Origin of the sequence: Streptomyces noursei, from assembly GCF_016917755.1 — a bacterium.
GTDB lineage: Bacteria > Actinomycetota > Actinomycetes > Streptomycetales > Streptomycetaceae > Streptomyces > Streptomyces yunnanensis.
Genome location: NZ_CP070326.1, coordinates 5600844 through 5623455, shown reverse-complemented (window position 1 = coordinate 5623455; position 22612 = coordinate 5600844). Strand labels below are relative to the sequence as shown.

Genomic DNA, 22612 nt, shown 5'->3' with positions numbered 1-22612 from the left:
CTGCTGTGTCCCCACGCCAAGGAAACGCGCGACCCACCCCCGGCGTTCCACTCTCCACGGGATGATCACCAGGACGTTATCGAAGCTTGACACGTCGCCGCAGCTCAGGACTTATGTTCACCCGGCGTTCCCGGTGGGGAGTGCTTTCGCGCCATCCGACGTCACGCGGGTGGCGCCGATGTAGTCCGGCGTGTCGATCTTGTCGAACCGGATCACCGCACCGGTGTAGGGCGCGTTGATCATGTATCCACCGCCGACGTAGAGGCCCACGTGGTGGATGGACCGCGGGTCGTTCAGGTCGTAGGCGAAGAACACCAGGTCGCCCGGGAGCAGCTCGTTCCGCTTCGGGTGCGGACCGGCGTTCCACTGGTCGTTGGCCACCCGCGGCAGCCCGATGCCCACCGACTCGTAGGCGGCCTTGGTCAGACCGGAGCAGTCGAACCGCCCGCCCTGGTCCGCCGTTCCGTTGCCGCCCCACAGATAGGGCGTGCCGAGCTTCCCCTGGGCGAAGTAGATGGCCGCCGCGGCCTGCCGGGAGGGCGCCACCGGGCCGACCGGCGCCTCGAAGCTCTTGGCCAGCGTCGTGATGGTCTTCACGTAGTTCTGCGTCTCCTGGTAGGGCGGGACGCCGTTGTACTGGATGACGCGGTACGCGCCCGCGTTGTACGCCGCGAGCATGTTCGCGGTGGCGTTGCCCGCCGCGTCCTTCACATAACTGGCCAGTTCACAGTCGTACGAGGCGGCCGACGGAATGGCGTCCTCCGGATCCCAGATGTCCTTCTTGCCGTCGCCGTTGCCGTCGATGCCGTGGGTGGCCCACGTCCCCGGGATGAACTGCGCTATGCCGCGCGCGTCCGCGGGGCTCTGCGCATGCGCGTTCCAGCCGCTCTCCTGATAGAGCTGGGCCGCCAGCAGTGCCGGGTTGATGGCCGGGCAGAGCGTCCCCCACTTCTGGACCAGTGACTGGTACGCGGCCGGCACCGCCCCCTTGGCCAGCCCGACCGCCCGGCCGGCGGCGCCCGCCAGTCCGGCCGCCGCCCCGTACGTCCCGATCACGAGCAGCCCGACCAGGAGGAGCAACAGCCCCACCCCGAGCCCGCCGGTCGTCCAGAATTTCCGCACCCCACAACCCTCCCCCATTCAGGCCCGGTTCACAGCCCTTTCGTCGGCCACCGCGCGCCCTGCCGCCGCACCGAGGCGCACGGAGCAGCGCACGGGGCGCTTCGAACGGTGTGCGATTCCTGTCACATCCGCCGCCCCCCGCGCTCCGACGCGGCCGATCCTCCGGCGCGTCAGGCCGCCGCCCCGCACCGCTCCTTGGCGCCGCCGCCCCTCAAGTACACACCGCCCAGGGGCCATGCCCCCGCCCTGCCCCTCACCCCACTCCCGCCCCACCCCGACAGTCATTGCTCAGCGTTATCGCCCGTGATACACACGGTGAGACAAGGGGGAGGCGACGGACGACGGACGGGGCCGCACACACCACACCCCCACCGGATCCGTCAAAGAAAGCCGCCAAGTCGACATCTGATGGCGTCTTTGTCAGCGAAGATAGAGACTGATTCCGTGCCGCACGGCACGACCCGGCAACTACCCATAATGGGGCGGTGAGTTCTCACATGTTCATTGCGGCCGAAAAAGGCGACATCACCACCATCATCGGCGGCATCGCCCCGGACTGGGGGCCGTTCGGCACCCTGGGCAACGAGGCCCGCGTGATGGTGCAGGTCATCATGGCGGTGGCGATCCTGATCTGCCTCGGCATCGCCATCTGGGGCGCCGCCAAGCAGCGCATCGGCGCCACCGCGCTCCGCGACACCTTCAGCGCCGAGCAGGGCAAGGGCCTGATCGTGGCCGGCCTCACCGGCGTCTTCATCATCGGCTCGCTGGGCACGCTGTTCACCATCGTCTACGGCATGGCCGTCTAGCCGCCGGGCGACGGCGGGCCGGCGCCCGCCCTCCCGGCCGCCGGACGGCCCGGGCGCCCGGCGCGGGGGAGGGCCCCACCCCCAGCCCTGCCCGCCGCCACCGGTCACCACACCGCGCACGTCGGCACGCACCCGTCCCCGCGCCGCTCCCCGTGCGCCCCCACCCGACCTCCCTCCGCCGCCCCATGCCCTCCCGTACCCCGATGTGCCCCACCCCCCTGCCCGAGGCCCCATGCTGACGCCCCTTCACCCCGTCCCAAGGGGCCCCGAGCCGCGCCGTGACCACGCCCGCCACCAGCGGGCCGATTGGGTTGCCCGCGACGCGGGGACAGGTGGTTCCGGAGACCAGCAGGCCGCGGCGGGCGTTCGGCGGACGAGGGGCACAAACCGCCCAGAGTCCCCCATTCGCCTCTGCCGCCCAGCAACTGAGGAACCGTCACGGTGAGATGTACTCGTACCACTTCACCCGAGCCGCCGCCCACGCAGCTACGGTCATATGAAGGCGGCACACCAACGGCACGGACGGCGAGGGCGGCAGCGGCGATGGCGGCAGAGGGGGCACAGGCGCGATGAGTATCGGCGACGACGGAGGCTACGGCGACGGCCGCGGCACCGGCACGGGCCAGACCCGGACCAGACTTCCCGACGGCGAGAGCGACACCTACGGCGCGCCCCGCCGCGCCCGGTCCGGCCTCTCCAGCCGCAACCTCATCACGGTCGTCGGCGTGGTCGTCCTGCTGATCGCGGCCATCGCCTTCGCCAACCGCGGCGGCAGCGGCAACGACGAGACCGGCTCCGGCACCGGCTCCGGCGACTCCACCAAGGACCAGGCCGCGGCCCAACCGACCGCCCCCACCGGCACCAAGCCGGTCACCGGCAAGACCGGCGGCATCGCCTCGGGGTTCCCGCAGACGGAACAGGGGGCGCAGTCGGCGGCGGCCAACTACGTGGTGGCGCTGGGCTCCAGCACCATGTTCAACCGCGACCAGCGGCACCAGATCGTCAACACGGTCATGGCGCCGCCGGCCGTGGCCGCCCTCCAGAGCAAGCTCGACAGCGCGTACTCGCCGGCGTTCTTCAAGAACGCGGGGCTGAAGCCCGACGGCACCGCCCCGGCCGGGATGACCTTCGTCAACCGCACCATCCCGGTCGGCACCAAGGCCACGGCCTTCTCACCCACCGAGGCGACCGTCGAGGTGTGGTGCACCGGGCTGCTCGGCCTGGCCGGCGAGGGCTCCACCAAGCCGGTCACCACGGACTGGCTCACCTTCACCATGAAGCTGACGTGGACCGGCGCCGACTGGAAGACGCTGAGCTACGCGCAGAAGAACGGTCCGGCGCCGGTCAGCGGTGACGTTCCCGCGTCCGGGGCGAAGGAGATCGCGGGAGCGGTCGCAGGGTACGGAGGTTTCACCTATGCCCGGTAGTCCGCTCGGCCGCCGCGCCCTGTCCCGCGTGTCCGTGGTGGCGGCAGTGCAAACCTCACTGGTCCTCTTCGCCACCCGCGCCTTCGCCGACCCGAGCCCCAAGCCCTCCGGTGACGCCTGCGACCTCGTCCCCGGCGCGCAGAAGCAGTTCTGCCAGACAGGCGACACGGCGGGCACCGGCGCGCCGAAGCTCCCGAGCAACCCCCTCGACAACAACCCCCTCGACCCCCTCGGTTCGCTTGCGCAGGGGTGCGCCAAGGCCGCTGCGTGGATTGTCGATAAATTGTCGGGGGCCGTGAAGGCGACCTCTCAGGTGGACTTCACGAATGCGGCGTTTCTGCGGCAGTACGCGGTGGTCTTCGCCGCGTCCACGGTGCTCACGCTGGTGCTGTGGCTGCTGGCCGTCGCCAAGCGGGCCGTGCGGGGCGTGCGGCTGACCGAGGCGATCAGCGAGGCGGTCGGGTTCCTCTGGCTGACGGTGCTGGCGTCCGCGTTCACGCCGTTGATCCTGTACACGGTGGTGTCGGCGACCGACGGGGTCACCGAGATCATCGCGAAGGGGACGGGGGCGCAGACCGACACGTTCTTCGGGGCGTTCTCACAGGCGCTGACCAAGGGGACGGACATCGGCGGCGGCCCGATCATGCTGATCGTGGTGTCGCTGGTGTCCGTGCTGGCCGCCGGTGTGCTGTGGCTGGAGCTGGTGATCCGGGCCGCGCTGCTGTACGTCGGGGCGCTGCTGGGGACGGTGGTGTACGCCGGGCTGGTCGACAAGAACATGTGGGGCCACGTCCGCCGCTGGGCCGGCATCATGATCGCGGTGATCATGGTGAAGCCGGTGATCGTGATCGTGCTGGGGATCGCCGGCGCGCTCTCCGGGGACAAGGGGCCGAACGCCTTCTCGGCCGTGGTGTCCGGGCTGGCCATCATCATCCTGGCGATCTTCGCGAGTGCGGTGATCTACCGCTTCGTGCCGGGCTTCGGCGACGAGATGGTCTCGGCGCGGTCGAGCAAGGGACGGGCCACCGACGGCAGTCAGGCGGCCGCCATGATCTCGTCGCCCGCGGCGCTGGTCTCGCAGGGCATCAAGACGCACAGCGCCCGCCGGTCGGGCGGCGACGGCGGGGGTGGCGCCCAGGGCGGGCAGTCCCGGCCGGCCGACGCGGTCTCCGGCGGTGTCGCCGCACACGGCTCCCGGGCGACCCCGGCGGCGCCGGCCCCGCGGACGAACCCCGGCACCGGCGGCCCCCGCACCGGCAAGACTCCTGGAGGTGAGGGGCGTTGAGCACGCCGTCCCAGCCGATCGCGCCGCGGCGCACGTATCTGATCGGCCGTGCCCGGCCCAACGCCGTCGTCGGCAAGAACCGGGAGACCGGCGAGATCACGCTGATCATCGCCGGCGCGTTCCTCGGGATGGTGTGCGGGCTGCTGGTGCCCTCGCTGCCGCTGCGGATCGCCTCGCTGACGGGGTTCCCGATGCTGGGGCTGGCCGTGGTCTACGTGCCGTACAAGGGGCGTACGTACTACAAGTGGTTCGAGGTCCGGCGGAGTTTCCGGCGGACGGTGCGCAAGGGAGGGGCGGTGTACCGCTCCGGGGCCATGGAAGCCGGGGTACGGCTGGACGGGAGGGAAGTGGAGATCGGGCCGCCGCCCGGGATCGGGCGGATCAGTTGGCTGTCGGCGCCGTTCGGGCCGGACGAGATCGCGGTGCTGCTGCACGCCGACCGGCGGACGGTGACCGCGGCGATCGAGATCGAGGGGCCGGGCGTCGGCCTGCGGGACAGCGAGGACCAGGAGGCGCTGGTCGACCGGTTCGGCACGCTGCTGAAGCACGTCGCCAACGGGGACGGCTTCGTGACGCGGCTGCAGATGCTGGCGCGCACGCTGCCCGCCGACCCGGACGCGCACGCCAAGGACGTCACCCAGCGGGGCGACGTCGACTCCCCGCGGTGGCTGCAGGAGTCCTACGACCAGTTGCAGTCGATGGTGTCGACGTCGTCCGAGCAGCACCGGGCCTATCTGGTCGCCTGCATGCACTACACCCGGGAGCTGGCCGCCGAGGCGGTCACCATGGCCCGCGCCGCGGCCGCCCAGCGCGGCGGGCTGCTGCGCCGGAAGCTGGACCGGGACGCCGGGCTGGCGGTGGTGATGGCCCGTGAGCTGACGGACATCTGCGCCCGGTTGACGGAGGCGGACATCCGGGTGCGCCAGCCGCTCGGGCAGGCGCGCCTGGCGTCCCTGGTGCACTCCATGTACGACCCGGACCACCCGATCGACCACATCCAGGCGATGAGCAGGCGCAACGCCTGGCCGGCCGAGCTGGACGCGACCGAGCCGACGTACCTCCAGGCCAAGACCCGGGAGTCCTCGACGCGGGCGCCGTGGTGCCACTCCACCGCCTGGATCAAGGAGTGGCCGCTGACCCCGGTGGGCGTCAACTTCCTCGCGCCGCTGCTCGTGCACACCCCGGACGTGATCCGGACGGTCGCGGTCTGCATGGATCTGGAGCCCACCGAGGTGGCCATCGAGCGGATGCTGACGGAGAAGACCAACGACGACGCGGAGGCCAGTCGCGCGGCGAAGATGAACCGGGTGGTGGACCCGCGGGACGTGGCGCACCACGGCCGGGTGGACCAGCGCGGCGAGGACCTGGCGTCCGGCGCGGCCGGCGTCAACCTCGTCGGCTACCTCACCGTCTCGTCCCGGTCGCCCGAGGCGCTGGCCCGCGACAAGCGGACCATCCGCGCCTCGGCGGGCAAGTCCTACCTCAAGCTGGAGTGGTGCGACCGTGAACACCATCGAGCGTTCGTGAACACCCTGCCGTTCGCGACCGGTATCCGCCGCTAACGCCGCCAACGCCGCTGAAGCCCTGGGAGGCGCGTACGTCATGGCCATGTTCGACCCGCTCGGTGCCCTCACCGAAGCCTTCACCAGCTTCCTGTACGGGAAGGTGGAGACGACACGGCTGCCCGTACGCACCTCCACCGGTCAGGCGCAGGCGGTCTACCTGCCGACGGCGGCTCCCGGGCTCGGCGACTCGGGCGTGATCATCGGGCGCGAGGTGTACTCCGGCAAGGGGTACATCTACGACCCCTTCCAGCTCTACGGGCAGCAGCTGCCGGCGCCGCACTGGCTGGTGCTCGGCGAGTCCGGCAACGGCAAGTCCGCGCTGGAGAAGACCTATGTGCTGCGGCAGCTGCGGTTCCGCGACCGGCAGGTCGTGGTGCTGGACGCGCAGGGCGAGGACGGCGTCGGCGAGTGGAACCTCATCGCCCAGCAGCTGGGGATAACCCCCATCCGCCTGGACCCGACCGCCGCCCTCAACGGCGGCATCCGCCTCAACCCGCTCGACCCCTCGATCACCACCACCGGTCAGCTGGCCCTGCTCCGGACGATCATCGAGGTCGCCATGGGGCACGGTCTGGACGAACGCGCCGGCTTCGCCCTGAAGGTGGCGCACGCGGCGGTGCTGAGCACCTACGAGGACGGCACGGACGGCCTGTCCCGCAGCCGGCAGCCGGTGCTGTCCGACATCGTCGAGCAGCTGCGACACCCCGAGCCGGCGTCCGCGGAGGCGATGAACGTCGACATAGACGACGTCCGCGCCTGGGGCCTGGACGTGGCGCTGGTGCTGGACCGGCTGGTCGACGGCGACCTGCGCGGGATGTTCGACGGCCCGACCTCGGCCGGCATCGACCTGGACGCGCCGCTGATCGTCTTCGACCTCTCGCACATCGACCGGAACTCCATCGCGATGCCGATCCTGATGGCGATCGTGGGGGTGTGGCTGGAGCACACCTGGATCCGGCCCGACCGCAAGAAGCGGATCTTCCTGGTCGAGGAAGCCTGGCACATCATCAACTCGCCGTTCGTGGCCCAGCTCTTCCAGCGGCTGCTGAAGTTCGGCCGCCGGCTGGGCCTGTCCTTCGTGGCCGTCGTCCACCACCTCAGCGACGTGGTGGACGGCGCGGCGGCGCGGGAGGCCGCGGCGATCCTGAAGATGGCGTCCACCCGGACCATCTACGCCCAGAAGGCCGACGAGGCGCGGGCCACCGGGCGGGTGCTCGGGCTGCCGCGCTGGGCGGTGGAGATCATTCCGACCCTGACCCCCGGTATCGCCGTCTGGGACGTCAACGGCAATGTGCAGGTCGTCAAGCACCTCATCACCGAGGCCGAGCGCCCGCTGGTCTACACCGACCGGGCGATGACCGAGTCGGCCTCCCTGCCGACGGACGAGGCACGCGCGCTGGCGCTGGCGGCGGACGCCGAGGCCGAGGCGCGCGCCGAGGCCATCGCGATGGAACGGCAGTTGCGGGACGAGTCGAGCGAGACGGTGGCGTGACGCGCGGATACGACGAAGACAGCGCCGGCGCCGGCTACCGCCCTCGGGACGGCCGCGGCTACGACGGTGACCACCACGGCGCGGCGGGCCGCCCGGGCGGCCGGCCCAGGAACCGGGGCGTCCCCGACGCCCTGCTGGTGGGGCTGATCGGCTTCCTGCTGGGGCTGACCCTGGTGGTGTGGACGGCGACCGGACTGGCCGGCCTGCTCGCACACGGCGGCTGGCCGTCGGGGGTGACGTACACCGGTACGCCGCTGGCGCTGCGGCACTTGATCGCCGCGCCGCACGACATCGCGGCGGCCTGGCCGGACGCCCCGAAGGAGCAGCTGTCGGGCTACGGCCTGTTCTGGGGGCTGTTCGTCGGCGAGCTGATGGTGCTGCTGGTGCTGTCGATCTTCGTGCTGGGGACGGTGACGCGGTACCGGACCGTGCGGGCGACCCGGCGGGCCGAGCGGCGCGCGCAGGCCGCACGGGCGCGGGCCGGCCGGCCGGGCGCCCCCGCGGCGGCCGAGACGGCCGCGCCGACCGCCCCACGACCCACCCCGCAAGCCGCTCCACGGCCCCCCTCGCCGCCCGCGACGGGCCCGGCGGCCCCCGGGCCCGGGGTGGCGCCCGCCGTCCCGCAGACGCCGGCCCGGGCCGCGGCACCGCTGCCGGTCCCCGGCCCGCTCCCCGAGCAGCGCGGCACCGCCGCCGCGGCCCCGCCGGAACCGTCCCCGGAGTCCGAACCGGCGCTCCCCCGCGTAGAGTTCGGCCGCGACCGGGCCGCCGCCCGCGCCGCGGCGCTGGCCGCCGCCACCGCCGCGCCCGGCCCACTCGTGCTCGCCACCACCGATCCCGCCCTGTGGGCCGAGACCAAGGACGCCCGCGCCAAGCTGGGCCCGCTGCTGGTCTACGACCCCACGCACCTCCTGGACACCCCGGCCCGGCTGCGCTGGTCGCCCACCGCGGGCTGCGAGGACATCGGCACCGCGGCGGCCCGCGCCGTCGCGCTGCTGGCCCCGGTCCGCCCGGCCAGCGCACTGGACTCGGCCGTCGCGGACGCCGCACAGACCCTGCTGCGCTGCTGGCTGCACGCCGCCGCGCTGGACGACCGCCCGTTCCGTCAGCTGCACCGCTGGGCGCACGCCGCGGGCGGCGCCCAGGAGCCGGTGCGCATCCTGCGCACCCACGCCGGGGCGTCCGCCGGGCAGGCCGGCGAGCTGGAGTCGGTGCTCACCGCGCACGCCGAACGCCGGGAACTGGCGAAGGAGTTGCTCGGCCGGGCGTTGGCCGCGCTGTCCTCGGTGCACATCCGCGACGCCAGCAATCCGCTGCGAGCCGATGCGCTCGTCCTCGAATCATTCGTCGCCGAGGGGGGAACGCTGTACCTGGTGGGCGAGTCCATCGAGGACCCGCGCACCGACCCGGGTGCGATGCCGCTGCTCACCGCACTCCTCTCGCACGTGGTCGAGCACGGCCGCCGCATGGCCGAACGGTCATCCGCCGGTCGGCTCGACCCACCACTCACCCTCGTCCTGGACGACATCGCCGCGCTCGCCCCGCTGCCCGCCCTGCCGGGCCTGCTGGAGACGGGCCGGGAGCGCGGCCTGCTGACGTTGGCCACCATGCGCTCACGCGAGCAGGCCCGCGCCCGCTGGCCGCAGGACTTCGCACCGGCCTGACGGGCGCGGCGGGGCGGTGACCAGGTGGTCCGCCACCTCCGGCCAGTGCCCGGTGAGGTAGAAGTGGTCGCCGCCGGGGAAGACCCGCAGCCGGAAGCCGCCGGCGGTGTGCTCCGCCCAGGCCGCCGCCTCCTCGACGGTGACCAGCGGGTCGCGGTCGCCGGTCAGCGCGGTGACCGGGGTGGCCAGCGCCGGGCCGGGCCGGTGCCGGTAGGTCTCCACGGCCTTGTAGTCGCTGCGGACCACGGGCAGCGCCATGGCCAGCACGTCCCGGTTGTCCAGCAGGCGCGGGTCGGTGCCCCGGGTGCGCCGGATCTCGTCGATCAGCCCGTCGTCGTCCCTGAGGTGGACCGTGCCGCCGCGCACCCGGGACGGCGCCCAGGCGCCGGAGACGACCAGGTGCGCCGGGCCGGTCCCGTCCCGTTCCAGGAGGCGGGCCACCTCGTAGGCCACCAGGGCGCCCATGCTGTGGCCCAACAGGACCAGCGGGCGGTCGGCCAGCGCCGCGACCGCCCGGTGGGCGCCGGCCGCCAGCGTCCGCAGGTCCTCGACGCGGGCCTCCCGGATCCGGTCGTTCCGCCCCGGGTACTGGACCGCCAGCAGCTCGTGGGGGCGGTCGCCGACGGTGCGGGCGGCGACGGCGGTGGCCAGCGGCCGGTAGGTGCCGGCGCCGCCGCCGGCGTGCGGGAAGCAGACGACCCGGGCGGCGCCGGCCGCGGGGTGCGCCGGCCCCGGGCGCAGCCGCCGCAGCCACGGGTCCGCGGCGGGCGCCGGCCGCGGCCGGGGAAGGGCGACCGTCCCGGTGTCACATCCCACGGGTGTAGCCCCCGTCGACGGTGAGGGACTGCGCCGTGATGGCGGCCGCCCGGTCGGACGCCAGGAAGCCGATGAGTTCGGCGGCCTCCCGCGCCTCGACCAGCCGCCGCAGCGGGACGGACTTGCGCGCCTGGCGCAGCATCCGGGCCGGGTCGGCGCCGATCTCCGCGGCGGAGGCGGCGATCTCGCGGCGCAGCATCGGGGTGTCGATCCAGCCCGGCAGCACGGCGTTGACGGTGATGCCGCGGGACGCCAGGTCCAGGGCGAGGCCCTTGGTGTAGCCGATCAGGCCGTGCTTGGAGGCGCAGTAGGCGGTGTTCCGCATCTTGCCGGCCTTGCCGAGGATCGAGGAGACGTTGACGATCCGGCCCTTGTCGACGAGGTACTCCAGGCAGGCGGCGGTGACCGCGAAGGTGCCGTGCAGGTTGATGTCGAGCACCCGCAGCCAGGTGTCCTCGTCGTCCGGGCCGTTCTCGTCGGCGACGCCGGCGTTGTTGACCAGGATGTGCAGCTGCCCGGCGGCGCGCAGCGCGGTGCGCAGCCCGGTGCGGACCGCCGCCCGGTCGCGCAGGTCCGCGGCGAGCGCGGTGGCCTGCGCGCCGAGGGAGCGCACCTCCTTGGCGACGGTGTCCAGTTGGGCGGCGTCCCGGTCGAGCAGGATCAGGCGGGCGGCGCCGGACTCGGCCAGCAGCAGCGCCACTTCGCGGCCGATGCCCTGGGCGGCGCCGGTGACCACCGCGGTCCGGCCGGCCAGTTCGCCCGCTGCCGGGGCGGCGACGGGGGTGTCCAGTTCGGTCATGTCCGGTCCCTCACGCCATCTTCAGGCCGCCGTCGACGTGCAGTACCTCGCCCGTGGTGTAGGTGTTGCGCGGGCTGGCGAGGTACGCCACGGCGTCGGCGATCGTCTCGGGTTCGGCGTACTTCTTCAGCAGCAGCCGGCTCATGATCTCGTCCTCGCCGTGGGCGCGGATGGTGTCGGTCATGTCGGTGTTGATCACGCCCGGGGCGACCGCGTTGACGAGGATGTTCCGGGAGGCCAGCTCCACCGCCATCGCCTTGGTGAAGGACTCCAGACCGCCCTTGGCCGCCGCGTAGTTGGACTGGCCGCGGCCCGGCTTGGAGGCGGCGGACGAGGAGAGGTTGACGATCCGGCCGTAGCGCTGGCGCAGCATCGCGGGCGCCGCCGCCTGGACGGTGAGCATCGGGCCGACGAGGTTGGTGCGCAGCACGTCCTCGATGTCGGCGAGGCCCTGGTTGACCAGCAGTTCGTCGCGGGTGATCCCGGCGTTGTTCACCAGGACGTCGATCCGCCCGAAGGAGGAGCGGACGCCGGAGACCACCGTGTGGGGCACCTCGGGGTCGGCGATGTCCCCCTGGAACAGCTCGACCTTGCGGCCCAGCTTCGCGATCTGCTCGGCGACCTGTTCCGCCTCGGCCGTCGCGCTGCGGTAGTTGAGGGCGATGTCGCACCCCTCCTCCGCCAGTTTGACGGCGATGGCGCGGCCGATGCCCCGGCTGCCGCCGGTCACCAGTGCCACCTGGCCTGCGAATTCCATGACGCTGTCGTCCTCTCGGGTCCGGTGGGGAATACGGTGTGGGGGGTGCGGGGCGCCGCACGCGGTGGATGCCTGCGACGGGTCGCGTGCGGCGCCCCGGGGTTACCCCCAGCGTGAGCTGGGGGAGTTCACACCGAGTGCGCGCTCTTGTAGTCGGCGAGCCGCAGCCCGTGCGCGTCGGCCAGCGCGGCGATGTCGAGGACCTGCTGGCGGCTGATGTTCCCGTAGGAGTAGTGCCGGTCGATGCCGGCCAGGCCCATCAGCGCGGTCTCCGCCATGCAGGCGAAGAGCTGGCCGGCCTCCAGGAAGGCCCGCGCCGAGGGGTGCAGGCTCTCGCCGTGGGGCGTGGCGACGATGCCGCCGAGCATGTACGCCAGGTCCGGGCGCCGCGCGGTCAGGTCCGGCACCGCGTTGTTGGGGACCGCGATGTCGCAGACCACCGCGTCGGGCGCGAAGTGCTCCCCGGTCAGGAACGGCTCGGGGCTGTTGGAGGCGCACAGCACCAGCTGTGCCTCGCGGAGCGCGTCGCTGTCCTGGGTGACGGTCAGGAACGGGTCCTGCCCGTACCGCTCCTCCAGGTGGGCGGCGATCGCCTTGCCGCGCTCGGCGTCGTCGGCGTCCCCAGTGGACTGCCCCTCGGCCAGCCACTTGGTGATCAGCGGCTCCTCGGCGAGCCGGGCCGGGATGCCGGTCAGCTCGCCGCCGGCCGCGATCCGCGCCCAGACCTCCTGGTAGATGCCGTGCACGGTGGTGCGCAGCCGGCGCGCCGAGCCGTCCCTGCGGCTGCCCACCAGCACGATCCGGTCGAGCTTCTCGGCGAACAGCTGGCTGTAGACGGACGCGATGTTGCCGGCCGCGCCGACCACCGCCAGGGTGGCGTCGGCGACCGCGAAGCCGCGGTCGCGCGCGCCGCGCTCCATGGCCCGCACGCCCATCGCGACGGTCAGCGCGTTCCCGGAGGTCAGCGCGATGCCCGGGACGTTCAGGGAAGTGCAGTTGTGGGTGACGATCGAGGTGTACATGCCGAGCCCGGCGACCTCGCAGCCGTCCTCGCGGGCGGCCCGCACCCGCTCCTCGACGTCCGCCCGGATCCCGGTGACGTCCCCGGACGCCAGGTAGCCGCCCATCTGCTCGGAGCCCACCATCAGCGGGTAGAGCGCGAACTCCACGGCGCTGCCCAGCGGCGAGTCGATCCGCACGCCCGGATAGGGCGCGGCCTTCTTCACCGGGTCCATGCCGAGGACGAACGAGCGCAGCGCGGCGTCGCCGAAGTCGGCCAGCGCCGGGTCCACCTGCCGCAGATGGGCCGGGGTGATCAGGTGGTTGACGAACGCCACCTTGCGGACCGGGCCGGTCACCGGGCGCGGCGCGCCCTGCTCATAGCCCTCGACGGCGCCGCGGAAGTCGCGGATCTCCGCCCGCGGCTTGGGGATCGTCCGGTCGCTGGCCGGGTGGACCAGGTGCAGGGTGTCCTCGTAGCGCAGGATGCGGCAGAGCCGGTCCAGCGCACCGCGCAGCCGCTCGATCTCCTCGTCGGTGAGGTGCGCGGACGGCTGGATGCGCAGCACGTTGCCGGCGCTGCCGGTCGGCGCGATCCGGATCCGCTCCTGGCGCAGCAGGTAGCCGGAGAGCAGATAGCCCAGCGCACCGGTGTAGGCGCTGCCGCGCAGCACCATGGAGCGGGCCCCGCCCTGGTCGCGCAGTTGGACGCCGACGAACAGGCCCTTGCCGCGGATCGCCTCGATGACGTCCGGGTAGGCCGACTTGAGGTCGGCCAGCATCTCCACCAGTCGCTCGCCGCGCTCGGTGACCTGTCGGTACACCCGCCCGTCGTCGGCCTCCAGCATCTCGACGACCTTGCGGGCGATGGACGAGGAGAAGTCGTCCATGGCGAACGTCGAGCTGTGGATCAGGTCGAACTCGCCCTGGTACAGCGACCGGCGGACGAGCATCGCGGAGACCTTGGCCAGTCCGCCGCCCAGCGACTTGGACAGCGTGTAGTAGTCGCCGCGCAGCCCGATCAGCGAGCTGGCCAGGAAGGCGCCGCAGCGGCCCATGCCGCTCTGCACCTCGTCGATGATCAGCGCGGTGCCGACCTTGTTGCAGAACAGCCGGATGGCGCGGCCCTGTTCGGCGGTGAGCGCGTGGATGCCGCCCTCGCCCTGCACCGGCTCGACCATGAAGGCGGTGATGGCGGGGAAGTCCCGTTCGACGACCCGCACCCGGCCGTCGGCCAGCTCGGTGTCGAGCAGCACCACCCGCTCGTCCTCGGCGATCCGGTCCAGCAGCTCCGGCCGGTCCATGGGGACGAAGCGGACCCGCGTGCCCAGGTTCTGGAACGGGGTGCGGAAGCCGGCGTTGTAGGTGAGCTGGACGCTGCCGACGAGCTTGCCGTGGAAGGACCGCTCCAGCGCCAGGAAGAGCGGCTTGGTGGCCAGCGCCGCCGCGTTGTGCGCGCCGATCGCGGCCAGCAGCCCCTCGATGCCGGCGGCCGGGGCGACCTGCCCCTGGAGGGCGGGCAGTTGGTGGGCGTCCGGGTCGACGGTGGCCGCGCCGCTGCGGACCGCGTCCCGGGCCGCCTCCAGGTGGGCCGCGATCTCCTCGGCGAGCGCCGCCGCCTTGGTCACCCGGACCAGCTCGGCGTGTTTGACGGCCGCCTCGACGGCCTCGGCGCCGCTGTTGCCGAAGGTGGCCAGGTACGGCTCCTTGATGCCGGTCTCCCGGCGGACCACGTCGCTGAGCGCGGCGCCGAGTCGGCCGGCCTCGCCGCGCAGCGAGAACTGGGCGTGCACCGCGCGGTTCTGGTCCAGCAGTTCCTTGGCGTGCGCGACGATCTCCGGGTGGTTGTGGCCGAGGATCAGCGAGCCGTAGCCGCCCATCAGGTCCAGGACCGGCACCAGCTCGCCCTGGTCGTCGCGGTGGTAGAGGGTGTTGCCCTCGGCCCGCTCGTACTCCACGTCCAGCCCCAGGGCGGTGAACAACCGGCCCATCTGGGGCTGTACGAACTCGGTGAACGCTGAGGTAGCTGACATTGGCTGGTGGTCTCTCCTAGACGAGGTGCGGCCGCTTGGCGAGCAGTGCTCCGGCGAACCCGTTGAAACTGCTGTGCAGGCTGAGGACGGAGTCGATCCGCCGCTTGCGGGCCGTCCCGGTGACGAAGTCGGTGCCGTCGTCCGGCGGGGTCGCCAGGTGCGCGATCGGCGGCAGCTCACCGGCGGCGAACAGGCTGGGCGCCAGCGCCAGTTCGGCCAGCGGCCCGGCGGCCCCCAGGGTGCCGACGACCGGCCGTACGGAGCTGACCGGGACGCCGCTGTCCTTCAGCAGCGCGCGCAGCAGCTCGGCCTCGGCGGCGTCGTGGTGGACGGTGCCCTTGCCGTCGGCCAGTACGGCGCCGAGGGAGTCCGGCGTCACCCCGTGCGCGGCCATCAGCCCGCGGGCGCTCTCGGCCAGCGCGGCCGGGCCGACGCCGCTGTCCACGGCGGGCCGCAGCGCCGCGCCCAGCACCTCCACCAGCGGGCGGGCCCCGCGCGCCGCGGCGTCCCCGGCCCGCTCCAGGACCAGCGCCACCGCGCCCTCGGCCAGCACCGTGCCGTCCCGGCCGGCGTCGAAGCTGCGCAGCGGGGCCGCGTCGTGGTCGCCGGCCGTGAGGTTGCCGGCGCGGTACTGCGCCGCCAGCTTCAGCGGCTCGTTGTAGCTGCCGGCGCCGACGACCAGCGCGGTGTCGCAGTCGCCCTGGCGGAGGCCGAACGCGGCCCGCTGGAGGGCACCCAGCGCGGCCCCGGCGTCCTGGACGAACGCCGCGCAGTCGCCGCGGAACCGCTGGGCGATGCTGACCAGCGCCAGGGTGTTGTTGTTCAGCGCCCGGATGACGGTGAACGGGTTGAACGTCGCGGCGTTGCCGAACGCCTCCGCCACCACCCGGGTGAGGTCCGCGCCGACCTGCGGCGAGGTGTCGGTACGGGCCTGGTCGAGCGCCTTGTGGAAGGCGGCCACGCTCAGTTCGGTGGAGTCGTCCTGGGCGACGTAGAGCCCGCGCCGCTCCTCGGGGATGGCCTGCCAGCTCTCGCCGGCCTGCCGCATGGCGTCCTCGGCGGCCAGCACCGCGTTGAAGGTGAACCCGGTGCCGAACTTCCGCAGCTTGTGGGGGACGCTGTCCCGGCTGAGCTGCTGGAGGTCTGCGGGGACGTGCCCGAAGTGGGTGATCTTCTTCGTCCGGACGTAGGGGTCCTGGTAGGGCGTGAGCGCCGGCCGCGCCTCGCGCCAGGCCGTCCACAGGGCCTCGGGCCCGCGCCCGGTGGGCAGTACGGCACCGATGCCGGTGACGACGATCGCGTCGGGGTCGAAGGACGGGTCGGGCGCCGGCGCGCGCCCGGCGCTGTCCGCGCTGGAAACGATGTCAGTGCTCATAACCACGCACCACCAGACTGGCGTTGAGTCCGCCGAAGCCGAAGGAATTGCTCACAGCCACCGACACCTCCTGGTACCGCGCCTTCTCCGGCACGTAGTCCAGGTCGCAGGCCGGATCCGGGTTCTCCAGATTCAGCGTCGGCGGCACGATGCCGTCCCGTACGGACAGCACGGTGGCGATCAGCTCGGGCGCGCCGGCGGCGGCGATCAGGTGCCCGAGCATCGTCTTGTTGGCGGTGACCGCCAGCTTCCGGTAGTGCGCGCCGGCCGCGAACACGTCCTTGATCGCCCGGGTCTCGATCGGGTCGTTCAGGGGGGTGGAGGTGCCGTGCGCGTTGATGGAGTCCACCGCGTCCGGCGCCACCTGGCCGTCCGCCAGCGCCCGGCTCATCGCCAGCGCCGCGCCGTGCCCTTCCGGGTGCGGGGCGGTGACCTGATAGGCGTCCAACGAGGTGCCGAAACCGGCCAGTTCGGCGTAGATCGTCGCGCCCCGCCGCCGGGCGCTCTGCTCGCTCTCCAGCACCACCATGGCCGCGCCCTCGGCGGCCACCAGCCCGCTGCGGTCCCGGTCGAAGGCCCGGCACAGCCGGTCCCCGAACAGCTCCGACGTGGACGGCGCGCCCAACAGGTGCAGCCCGGTCATGGTCGGCAGGTTCAGCACCGAGTCGGCGCCGCCCACCACCATCGCGTCCACCTCCCCGCGCCGGATCATCCGAAAGCCGTGGCCGACGGCGTGGGTGGCCCCGGCGCAGGCGGTGGAGAAGTTCAGCGCCGGTCCGCGCAGCCGGTGCCGCGCCGCGATCCCGGCCGCCAGCGCGTCGTTGGTGCAGAACAGCCCGCTGGCCCGGTCCAGCCGGTCGCGCCGTCCGAAGAGCGTCTGCCAGCCGGGCTGCCCGTCCTCGCCGATCGCGTGCAGCAGCTCGTAGGGGTCGCGCTCCGGTACGCCCGAGCCGACCGCGGTGCCGATCCGGCCCACCGTGCCCGGCCCGTCGATCCCGGCGTCGGCCAGCGCCTGCGCGGCGGCGGCCAGCCCGAACCGGGCGCGCCGCTCCAGCGGCCGGTCCGAGTCCGCCTCGGCGCCGTACCGCGCGGCGAACTCCGCGTCGTCGACCGGCGCCGCGTAGCGCACCGGGAAGTCCGGGACGCCGGGCAGTTGCCAGGCGCGGATCGCCGACCGGCCCGCGGTCAGGCCCTCCCACATGGTCTGCCAGTCGAGCCCCAGTCCGCAGACGGCGCCCAGTCCGGTCACCACGACGCGGCGGCTCATTTCTCGGCTCCTTCCAGTACGACGGCGCACACCTGGCCGCGTGCGCCACAGGCCAGCACCAGGGCCCGCGGGGCGGGCAGCGCCTCCTCGCGCACCGCGTCGCCGTCGGCGACCAACCGCCGCCCGGCGGCCAGGCCGTGCAGCGCCAGCACCGCGTGCGCCAACGGGTGGGCGGGGCCCAGTACCCCGGTGGCCGGCTCGCTGGTGAACCGCGCGGGCCGGTCCGCTGCGCCCGCGAAGACCCGGTCCAGCGCGGCGTCCTGGGACCGCGCGCCGTCCGCCGTCCAGGCGGCGTCGGGCAGCACCCAGCCGATCCCGCCGGCGTCCGTGCCGGCCGTCTCCAGCGCCGCGTGGACGGCCTCGACGAGCGCCTCGGCACGGTCCTGCGGCCCGGCGCCGAAGGCCCGCCCGTAGCCGGCCAGCCGCGCCCCGGGGACCCCGGAGCCGGCCACCGGGCCGACGGAGCCGACAGCACCGCCGGGGGCTCGCTCGGCGAGCAGGAAGGCCGCCCCCTCGCCCGGTACCGCGCCGTTCCACCCCAGCTCCTCGTACTGCGCGAAGAGCAGCGGATGCACCTTGGGGCTCACCGCCCCGACCAGCGCCACCTCGTTCTCCCCCTCGGCGACCGACAGCGCCCCGTCGATCAGGGCCGTGAGGCCCGCGTCCGAGAACGGCGAGTACGCGGCCATGGCCCCGGTGAGCCCGAAGACCGCCGAGATGTGCGCGGCCGCGGTGCTGTTGAGGTGCGAGAGCCCGCTGAACGGCGGGACCTCCCGGCCGTAGAGGGCGGCGACCTCCGCCGGCGAACCGGCGGCCTTGTGCAGCCGGTCCAGGGCGCCGAACCGCAGTAACTCCTCGTCTACCGTGGGCAGTCCGAGGTAGAGCCCCCAACCGGGGCCGCCCACCGGGCCGCGCTCCGCCGGGCCCGCCAGCGCCAGCCGCGCCCCGTGGAGCGCCATCCGGGCCTGCTTCTCCGAGGTCCGCAGCACCCTGCGGTGCACCCCGAGGGTGGCCGCGTCCGGGTCGTCCACCAGGAAAGCGGTGTCGAACTCCGGCCACGGGCCCGCCAGGGCCTCGGTCGGCCGGCGGGTGTCCTTGCCGGCGACCAGGGCCTCCCACAGGTCGCCCGGGTCGGTACCGGCCGCGGTGAGCAGGCCGGGCGCGGTCAGTCGTACGTCGTGTGTCGTCATGGCCGCGCTCACCCCGCCTCGGCCAGGATCAGGGAGCAGTTCTGGCCCCCGAAGCCGAAGGAGTTGGACAGCACCGTGGTCACCCGCGCCGGGCGCCGCTCGGTGACGATGTCCAACCCGCGGGTGACCTCGTCCGGTTCGGCGAAGTTCAGCGTCGGCAGCAGCGTCTGCCGCTGGAGGCTGAGCACCGACAGCACCGCCTCGGCCGCCCCGCTGTTCGCCAGCGAGTGCCCCATGGCGGACTTGTTGCCGGTGACCGGGAGCTGCGCGGCGCGCGCCCCGAAGACGGTGTGCAGGGCCGCCGCCTCGCAGGTGTCGTTGGCCTCGGTCGAGGTGCCGTGCGCGTTGACGTGGTCGATGTCCTCCGGGGCGAGCCCGGCGTCGCCGAGCGCGGCCCGCATGCACTGCGCGTAGTCCGAGCCGTCCCGCGAACTGGACGTCATCTTCACCGCCTCGGTCACCCCGGCGTACCCGGCGACCGTGGCCAGGATGCGGGCGCCGCGCGCCTCGGCGTGCGCCCGGGACTCCAGGACGAGGAAGGCCGCGCCGTCCCCGATGACGAAGCCGGAGCGGTCCTTGTCGAACGGGCGGCTGATCCGCGCCGGGTCCCGCCCGTCCGCCGGGGCGAGCGCACCCACCCCGTAGAAGGCGGTGACCGCGGTCAGCGTGGTCAGGCTCTCGGCGCCCCCGGCGAGCGCCACGTCGAGCGCGCCGCTGCGGATGTAGCGGTAGGCACTGCCGATCGCCATGCCGCCGGCGGCACAGGCGTCCGCGCGGGTCTCCAGGACGCCGGTCGCGCCGAAGTAGTCGGCGAGCGCGGCGGTGGCGGAGTCCGGCTGGATCCTCTCGTGCCGCCGCGGATCGAGTCCGCCGGCCGCGCCGTCCGCACCGTCCGCGGCGGGCGCCGCGGGGTCGTCGAGCCGCTCCAGGTAGCCGTCCAGGTCCAGGGCCCCCGCCTCGTGGTCCACGTGGGCGGCCAGCGCGGTGAGTTCGGCCGGCTCCATGACCATGCGGTTGCAGGCCAGGAAGACGCCGCCGCGCTCGGTGTCCAGCCGCCGCGGCAGTCCGCTGCGCTGCCATGCCTGGGCGGCGGCGTGCCAGGCGAGGACGCCGGCCGGCCCCAGCGACCCGGCCTCTTCGGGCGCCGCGTCGGTCAGCGCCTGCCGGACCTGCGGGTCGATGTGCGCCGAGACCGCACAGGGGACGCCCCACTCCTTGTGGCGGGGGTGCTCGGTGATGAGCGTGCGTCCTTCCGCGATGTGGTCGAACAGCGCCTCCGGGTCGGTCAGTTCCCCGGCGACCAGGCCGATCCCGGTCACCACGACCTCGTGTTCGGCCCCGTTGGGTATGTGGGGTGTCACTTGCTTTCCTTTCGCACGACTCGCACGACGAGCGACGCCTTCCGCACCGGCCGCGGACGGTCAGCCGACGGGCTGGGCGTGCCCCAGGGCGGCGAGCGCGGCCCGCACGCCCTCGGCCATCACCTCGTCGCCGGTGGCCGCCTCCAGCGCGGCGCCGCAGCCGGCGCAGATCGCCTTGCCGGACGCGGCCGGTTCGGCCTTGTCGGCGCCGCACTCGGTGCAGTTCTCGGGCAGGTGGTCGAAGATCGCGTGGGTGAAGGCGGCCCAGTGCGCGCTGGTGGCCGCCGCGGCGACCTCGTACGGCCGCTGGCCGGCGTGCACCTGCTCCGCGGAGTAGCCGAACGCGCTGCGGCGCAGCACCTCGGCGGCCAGTTCGGTGATGCCGCCGCGCTCGTCGTAGAGCTGCTCGGAGCCGCCGAGCGTGGTGGCGAGCTGGTCCAGGACGTTCGACTTGGGCAGCGCCACGCCGAGCTTGGTCTCCATTTCGAAGCGGAATTCGACCAGGTCGAGGGATTCCGCCCCCAGGTCGGCGACGAGGGTGGCATCCGCGGTGATCTCGTCGACACCGGTGCCCAGGACCTGGGCCAGGCCCTCCCGCACGATGTCGTGGATCTGCTCGGCCTGATAGGGGTTCTGCATGGCTCTCTCCTCGTTTTTGAGCGCTCTTGGATACCACCGTCGACCAGCCGTGAAAATTCCCGGAAAACGGCAGCAGAAATACTCGGCAGCGCATTGTCGACGCATTCGCGATAAGGTCGCCAAAAGCGCCGGACATCGCGCATACGTGAGGGTGCGATTCCGCTCGGCACGCCTTTCATGACGTCGCCCGAAACCTCTTTCGGCGACCGTCACGGCAGGCTGCCGCTCGGTGAAGAAGTTGTTGGATTGCCCGCCCAAGGCATGACATCAGGTCATGAAAACGACCGGTTCACGCTGCGGACACAAGAGAACGGGAAAACTTCCGAACCTCAGGAAGCCCCGATTTCAGACGCCTTCGAAGGCGCTACACATGACCATCCCCCGTAGCAAATGATCCCCCGACACCTGCCTGCAAAAGAACAGGCCGTAATCATCGGCGATCACCTCGTTGTGATGCACTCGCAAAGCCCGTCCCGCCTCTCCCGGAGGCGCGATAAAAACGCTACCAGAGCCACCTAGGAGCGTCACTCGTTTGTGCGATAGGTCACTTGACCCAGATAGCACCGGAAGGGGTCAGCCATAAATGTTCCGTGGTAATGGGGAACTTAACGCGCCATTCACATGGGGCGGGTTTACTGTCCGGGCCCGCGATACAGCGGGTTACCGGCCGTAAACTTACTCGGCGTCCCATCGCTTTCCGGCCACCGCACCGCATTCCGGCCAGCGGCCGGATACCCCCTCACCCGAGGGCCCCACTCCCAGCCGACGCCCCAGCGGACCCACCGGCCGCCCCGGACCCACCGGCCGCCTCCGCCACCCCGCCCCGCTCCTCCTGGAGCCGCCGCGCGTACCCCGCCAACCGCTTCCCCAGATTCACACTCACCGCACCGACCAACCGCCCCTCCCGGTAGTGCGCCTCCAGCACCTTCTCCGCACCCGGCTCCCCCTCTTCGACGACCACCCGGTCCCCGGTCCCCGGCAGCCCCACGGACTTGATCCGCAGCCCGAACGCCGACGTCCAGAACGACGGCACATGCTCATACGGCTCGGCCGCGGCCGGCCCCGCCAACAGGTTCCGCGCCGCCAACTCCCCCTGCGCCGCCGCATTGCTCCAGTGCTCCAACGGCACCGGCCCGTCCACCGACCGCACCGCATCGCACCACGCCACGTCCCCGGCCACCACGATCCGCGGATCGGGCACCCCGGCCACCCCCGCCGTCCGCGCGAACAGCCGCTCGTCGCAGTGCACCCGCCCGGACGGCAGCGCCAACCCGGACCCCACCAGCCACCCGGTCGCCGGCACCATCCCGATCGCCACCACCGCCAGCTCGGCCGGCAGCACGCTCCCGTCGGCCAGCCCGACCCCGGCGACCCGCCCGCCCTCGGCGCGAAAACCCGTCACCCCGGTGCCCAGCCGCAGGACGACCCCGGCCCGCCGCGCCGCCTGCGCCACCGCATCCGGCACCGTCCCGCCCAGCACCCGCAACGGCCGCCCGAACGGCTCCACCAGCGTCACCCGCACCCCGAGCCCCAGCCCGACCAGCGACGACGCCAGCTCCACCCCGACGAAACCCGCCCCGACGACGACCACCTCACGGGCCCCGCCGTCGACCGCCGCGCGCAGCGCCCGGACATCGTCCAGCCCCCGCACCGTCAGCACCCCGGCCGGCACCTCCCCGGGCCAGGCCCGCGCCTGCGCCCCGGTCGCCAACACCAGCCCGTCGTAGGGCACCTCCGCACCGTCGGCCAACCGCACCCGACGCCGCTCCCGATCCAGCCCGACGGCCCCCGTGCCCCGGATCCAGCGGGCACCGAAGTCCTCGGCGCCGGCCAGCCGGATGTCGTCCGCCGCGCGGGTCCCGGCCACCACCTGCTTGGTCAACGGCGGCCGGTCATACGGGAGCTCCGTCTCGTCCGACACCACCGTCAGCGCCCCGCGGAACCCCCGCGCGCGCAGCGACTCAGCGGCCCGGACACCCGCCAGGCCCGCGCCCACCACGACGACCGCCCGCAAC

The 22612-nt window shown here is 73.2% G+C and carries 17 protein-coding genes; 6 read left to right on the top strand and 11 right to left on the bottom strand.

What is annotated here, in order from left to right:
- Positions 1–117 precede the first annotated feature (117 nt).
- Complete coding sequence (locus JNO44_RS24905; RefSeq protein ID WP_039634053.1) at positions 118–1122, bottom strand: C40 family peptidase; 1005 nt, start codon at positions 1120–1122, stop codon at positions 118–120.
- Between the two features lie 497 nt (positions 1123–1619).
- Between JNO44_RS24905 and JNO44_RS24900 the strand changes: the two genes are divergently transcribed.
- The 6 genes from JNO44_RS24900 (at position 1620) to JNO44_RS24875 (ending at position 9361) form a co-directional block, all read left to right on the top strand.
- The gene (locus JNO44_RS24900) at positions 1620–1928 is read left to right on the top strand and encodes a hypothetical protein (protein WP_039634054.1); all 309 of its coding nucleotides are present in this window, start codon (positions 1620–1622) and stop codon (positions 1926–1928) included.
- A gap of 569 nt (positions 1929–2497) precedes the next feature.
- Complete coding sequence (locus JNO44_RS24895) at positions 2498–3355, top strand: hypothetical protein (RefSeq protein ID WP_205366160.1); 858 nt, start codon at positions 2498–2500, stop codon at positions 3353–3355.
- Positions 3345–4640 carry a hypothetical protein gene (locus JNO44_RS24890; RefSeq protein ID WP_205366159.1) on the top strand — a complete coding sequence of 432 codons (1296 nt, stop codon included), beginning with the start codon at positions 3345–3347 and terminating at the stop codon, positions 4638–4640. Before JNO44_RS24895 ends, JNO44_RS24890 begins: the two co-directional genes overlap by 11 nt.
- Positions 4637–6202: an SCO6880 family protein gene (locus JNO44_RS24885; protein ID WP_205366158.1), complete on the top strand. Its 1566-nt coding sequence runs from the start codon at positions 4637–4639 to the stop codon at positions 6200–6202. Before JNO44_RS24890 ends, JNO44_RS24885 begins: the two co-directional genes overlap by 4 nt.
- Before the next feature lie 46 nt (positions 6203–6248).
- On the top strand, positions 6249–7697 hold the full coding sequence (locus JNO44_RS24880; RefSeq protein ID WP_073448483.1) for an ATP-binding protein: 1449 nt from the start codon (positions 6249–6251) through the stop codon (positions 7695–7697).
- Positions 7694–9361 (top strand): TraM recognition domain-containing protein, encoded by a 1668-nt coding sequence (locus tag JNO44_RS24875; RefSeq protein ID WP_205366157.1) that lies wholly within the window; start codon positions 7694–7696, stop codon positions 9359–9361. Before JNO44_RS24880 ends, JNO44_RS24875 begins: the two co-directional genes overlap by 4 nt.
- Here the strand turns inward: JNO44_RS24875 and JNO44_RS24870 are convergent.
- The 10 genes from JNO44_RS24870 to JNO44_RS24825 all read right to left on the bottom strand — a co-directional run bounded on the left by JNO44_RS24870 (position 9311) and on the right by JNO44_RS24825 (position 22611).
- Positions 9311–10177 carry a thioesterase II family protein gene (locus tag JNO44_RS24870; RefSeq protein WP_205366156.1) on the bottom strand — a complete coding sequence of 289 codons (867 nt, stop codon included), beginning with the start codon at positions 10175–10177 and terminating at the stop codon, positions 9311–9313. The two genes, JNO44_RS24875 and JNO44_RS24870, sit on opposite strands and share 51 nt — an antisense overlap.
- Positions 10167–10976: an SDR family NAD(P)-dependent oxidoreductase gene (locus JNO44_RS24865; RefSeq protein WP_205366155.1), complete on the bottom strand. Its 810-nt coding sequence runs from the start codon at positions 10974–10976 to the stop codon at positions 10167–10169. The genes JNO44_RS24870 and JNO44_RS24865 overlap by 11 nt, the downstream gene beginning before the upstream one ends.
- Before the next feature lie 10 nt (positions 10977–10986).
- On the bottom strand, positions 10987–11733 hold the full coding sequence (locus JNO44_RS24860; protein WP_205366154.1) for a 3-oxoacyl-ACP reductase family protein: 747 nt from the start codon (positions 11731–11733) through the stop codon (positions 10987–10989).
- Between the two features lie 128 nt (positions 11734–11861).
- Entirely contained in the window at positions 11862–14765 is a 2904-nt protein-coding gene (locus JNO44_RS24855; protein WP_205366153.1) for an aminotransferase class III-fold pyridoxal phosphate-dependent enzyme, read from the bottom strand.
- A 16-nt stretch (positions 14766–14781) separates the two neighbouring features.
- Positions 14782–16140 (bottom strand): beta-ketoacyl synthase N-terminal-like domain-containing protein, encoded by a 1359-nt coding sequence (locus tag JNO44_RS24850; RefSeq protein WP_205366152.1) that lies wholly within the window; start codon positions 16138–16140, stop codon positions 14782–14784.
- Positions 16130–17407, bottom strand: a complete 1278-nt coding sequence (locus JNO44_RS24845; protein ID WP_205366151.1) for a beta-ketoacyl-[acyl-carrier-protein] synthase family protein — start codon at positions 17405–17407, stop codon at positions 16130–16132. The genes JNO44_RS24850 and JNO44_RS24845 overlap by 11 nt, the downstream gene beginning before the upstream one ends.
- A complete protein-coding gene (locus JNO44_RS24840) occupies positions 17404–18597 on the bottom strand; it encodes a beta-ketoacyl synthase N-terminal-like domain-containing protein (protein WP_205366150.1) in 1194 nt (397 codons plus the stop codon). Before JNO44_RS24840 ends, JNO44_RS24845 begins: the two co-directional genes overlap by 4 nt.
- Positions 18598–18605: 8 nt before the next feature.
- Positions 18606–19958: a beta-ketoacyl-[acyl-carrier-protein] synthase family protein gene (locus tag JNO44_RS24835; RefSeq protein WP_205366149.1), complete on the bottom strand. Its 1353-nt coding sequence runs from the start codon at positions 19956–19958 to the stop codon at positions 18606–18608.
- 60 nt (positions 19959–20018) lie between these two features.
- A complete protein-coding gene (locus JNO44_RS24830; protein ID WP_073448462.1) occupies positions 20019–20597 on the bottom strand; it encodes an acyl carrier protein in 579 nt (192 codons plus the stop codon).
- Between the two features lie 739 nt (positions 20598–21336).
- A complete protein-coding gene (locus JNO44_RS24825) occupies positions 21337–22611 on the bottom strand; it encodes an NAD(P)/FAD-dependent oxidoreductase (RefSeq protein WP_205366148.1) in 1275 nt (424 codons plus the stop codon).
- Position 22612: the final 1 nt, after the last annotated feature.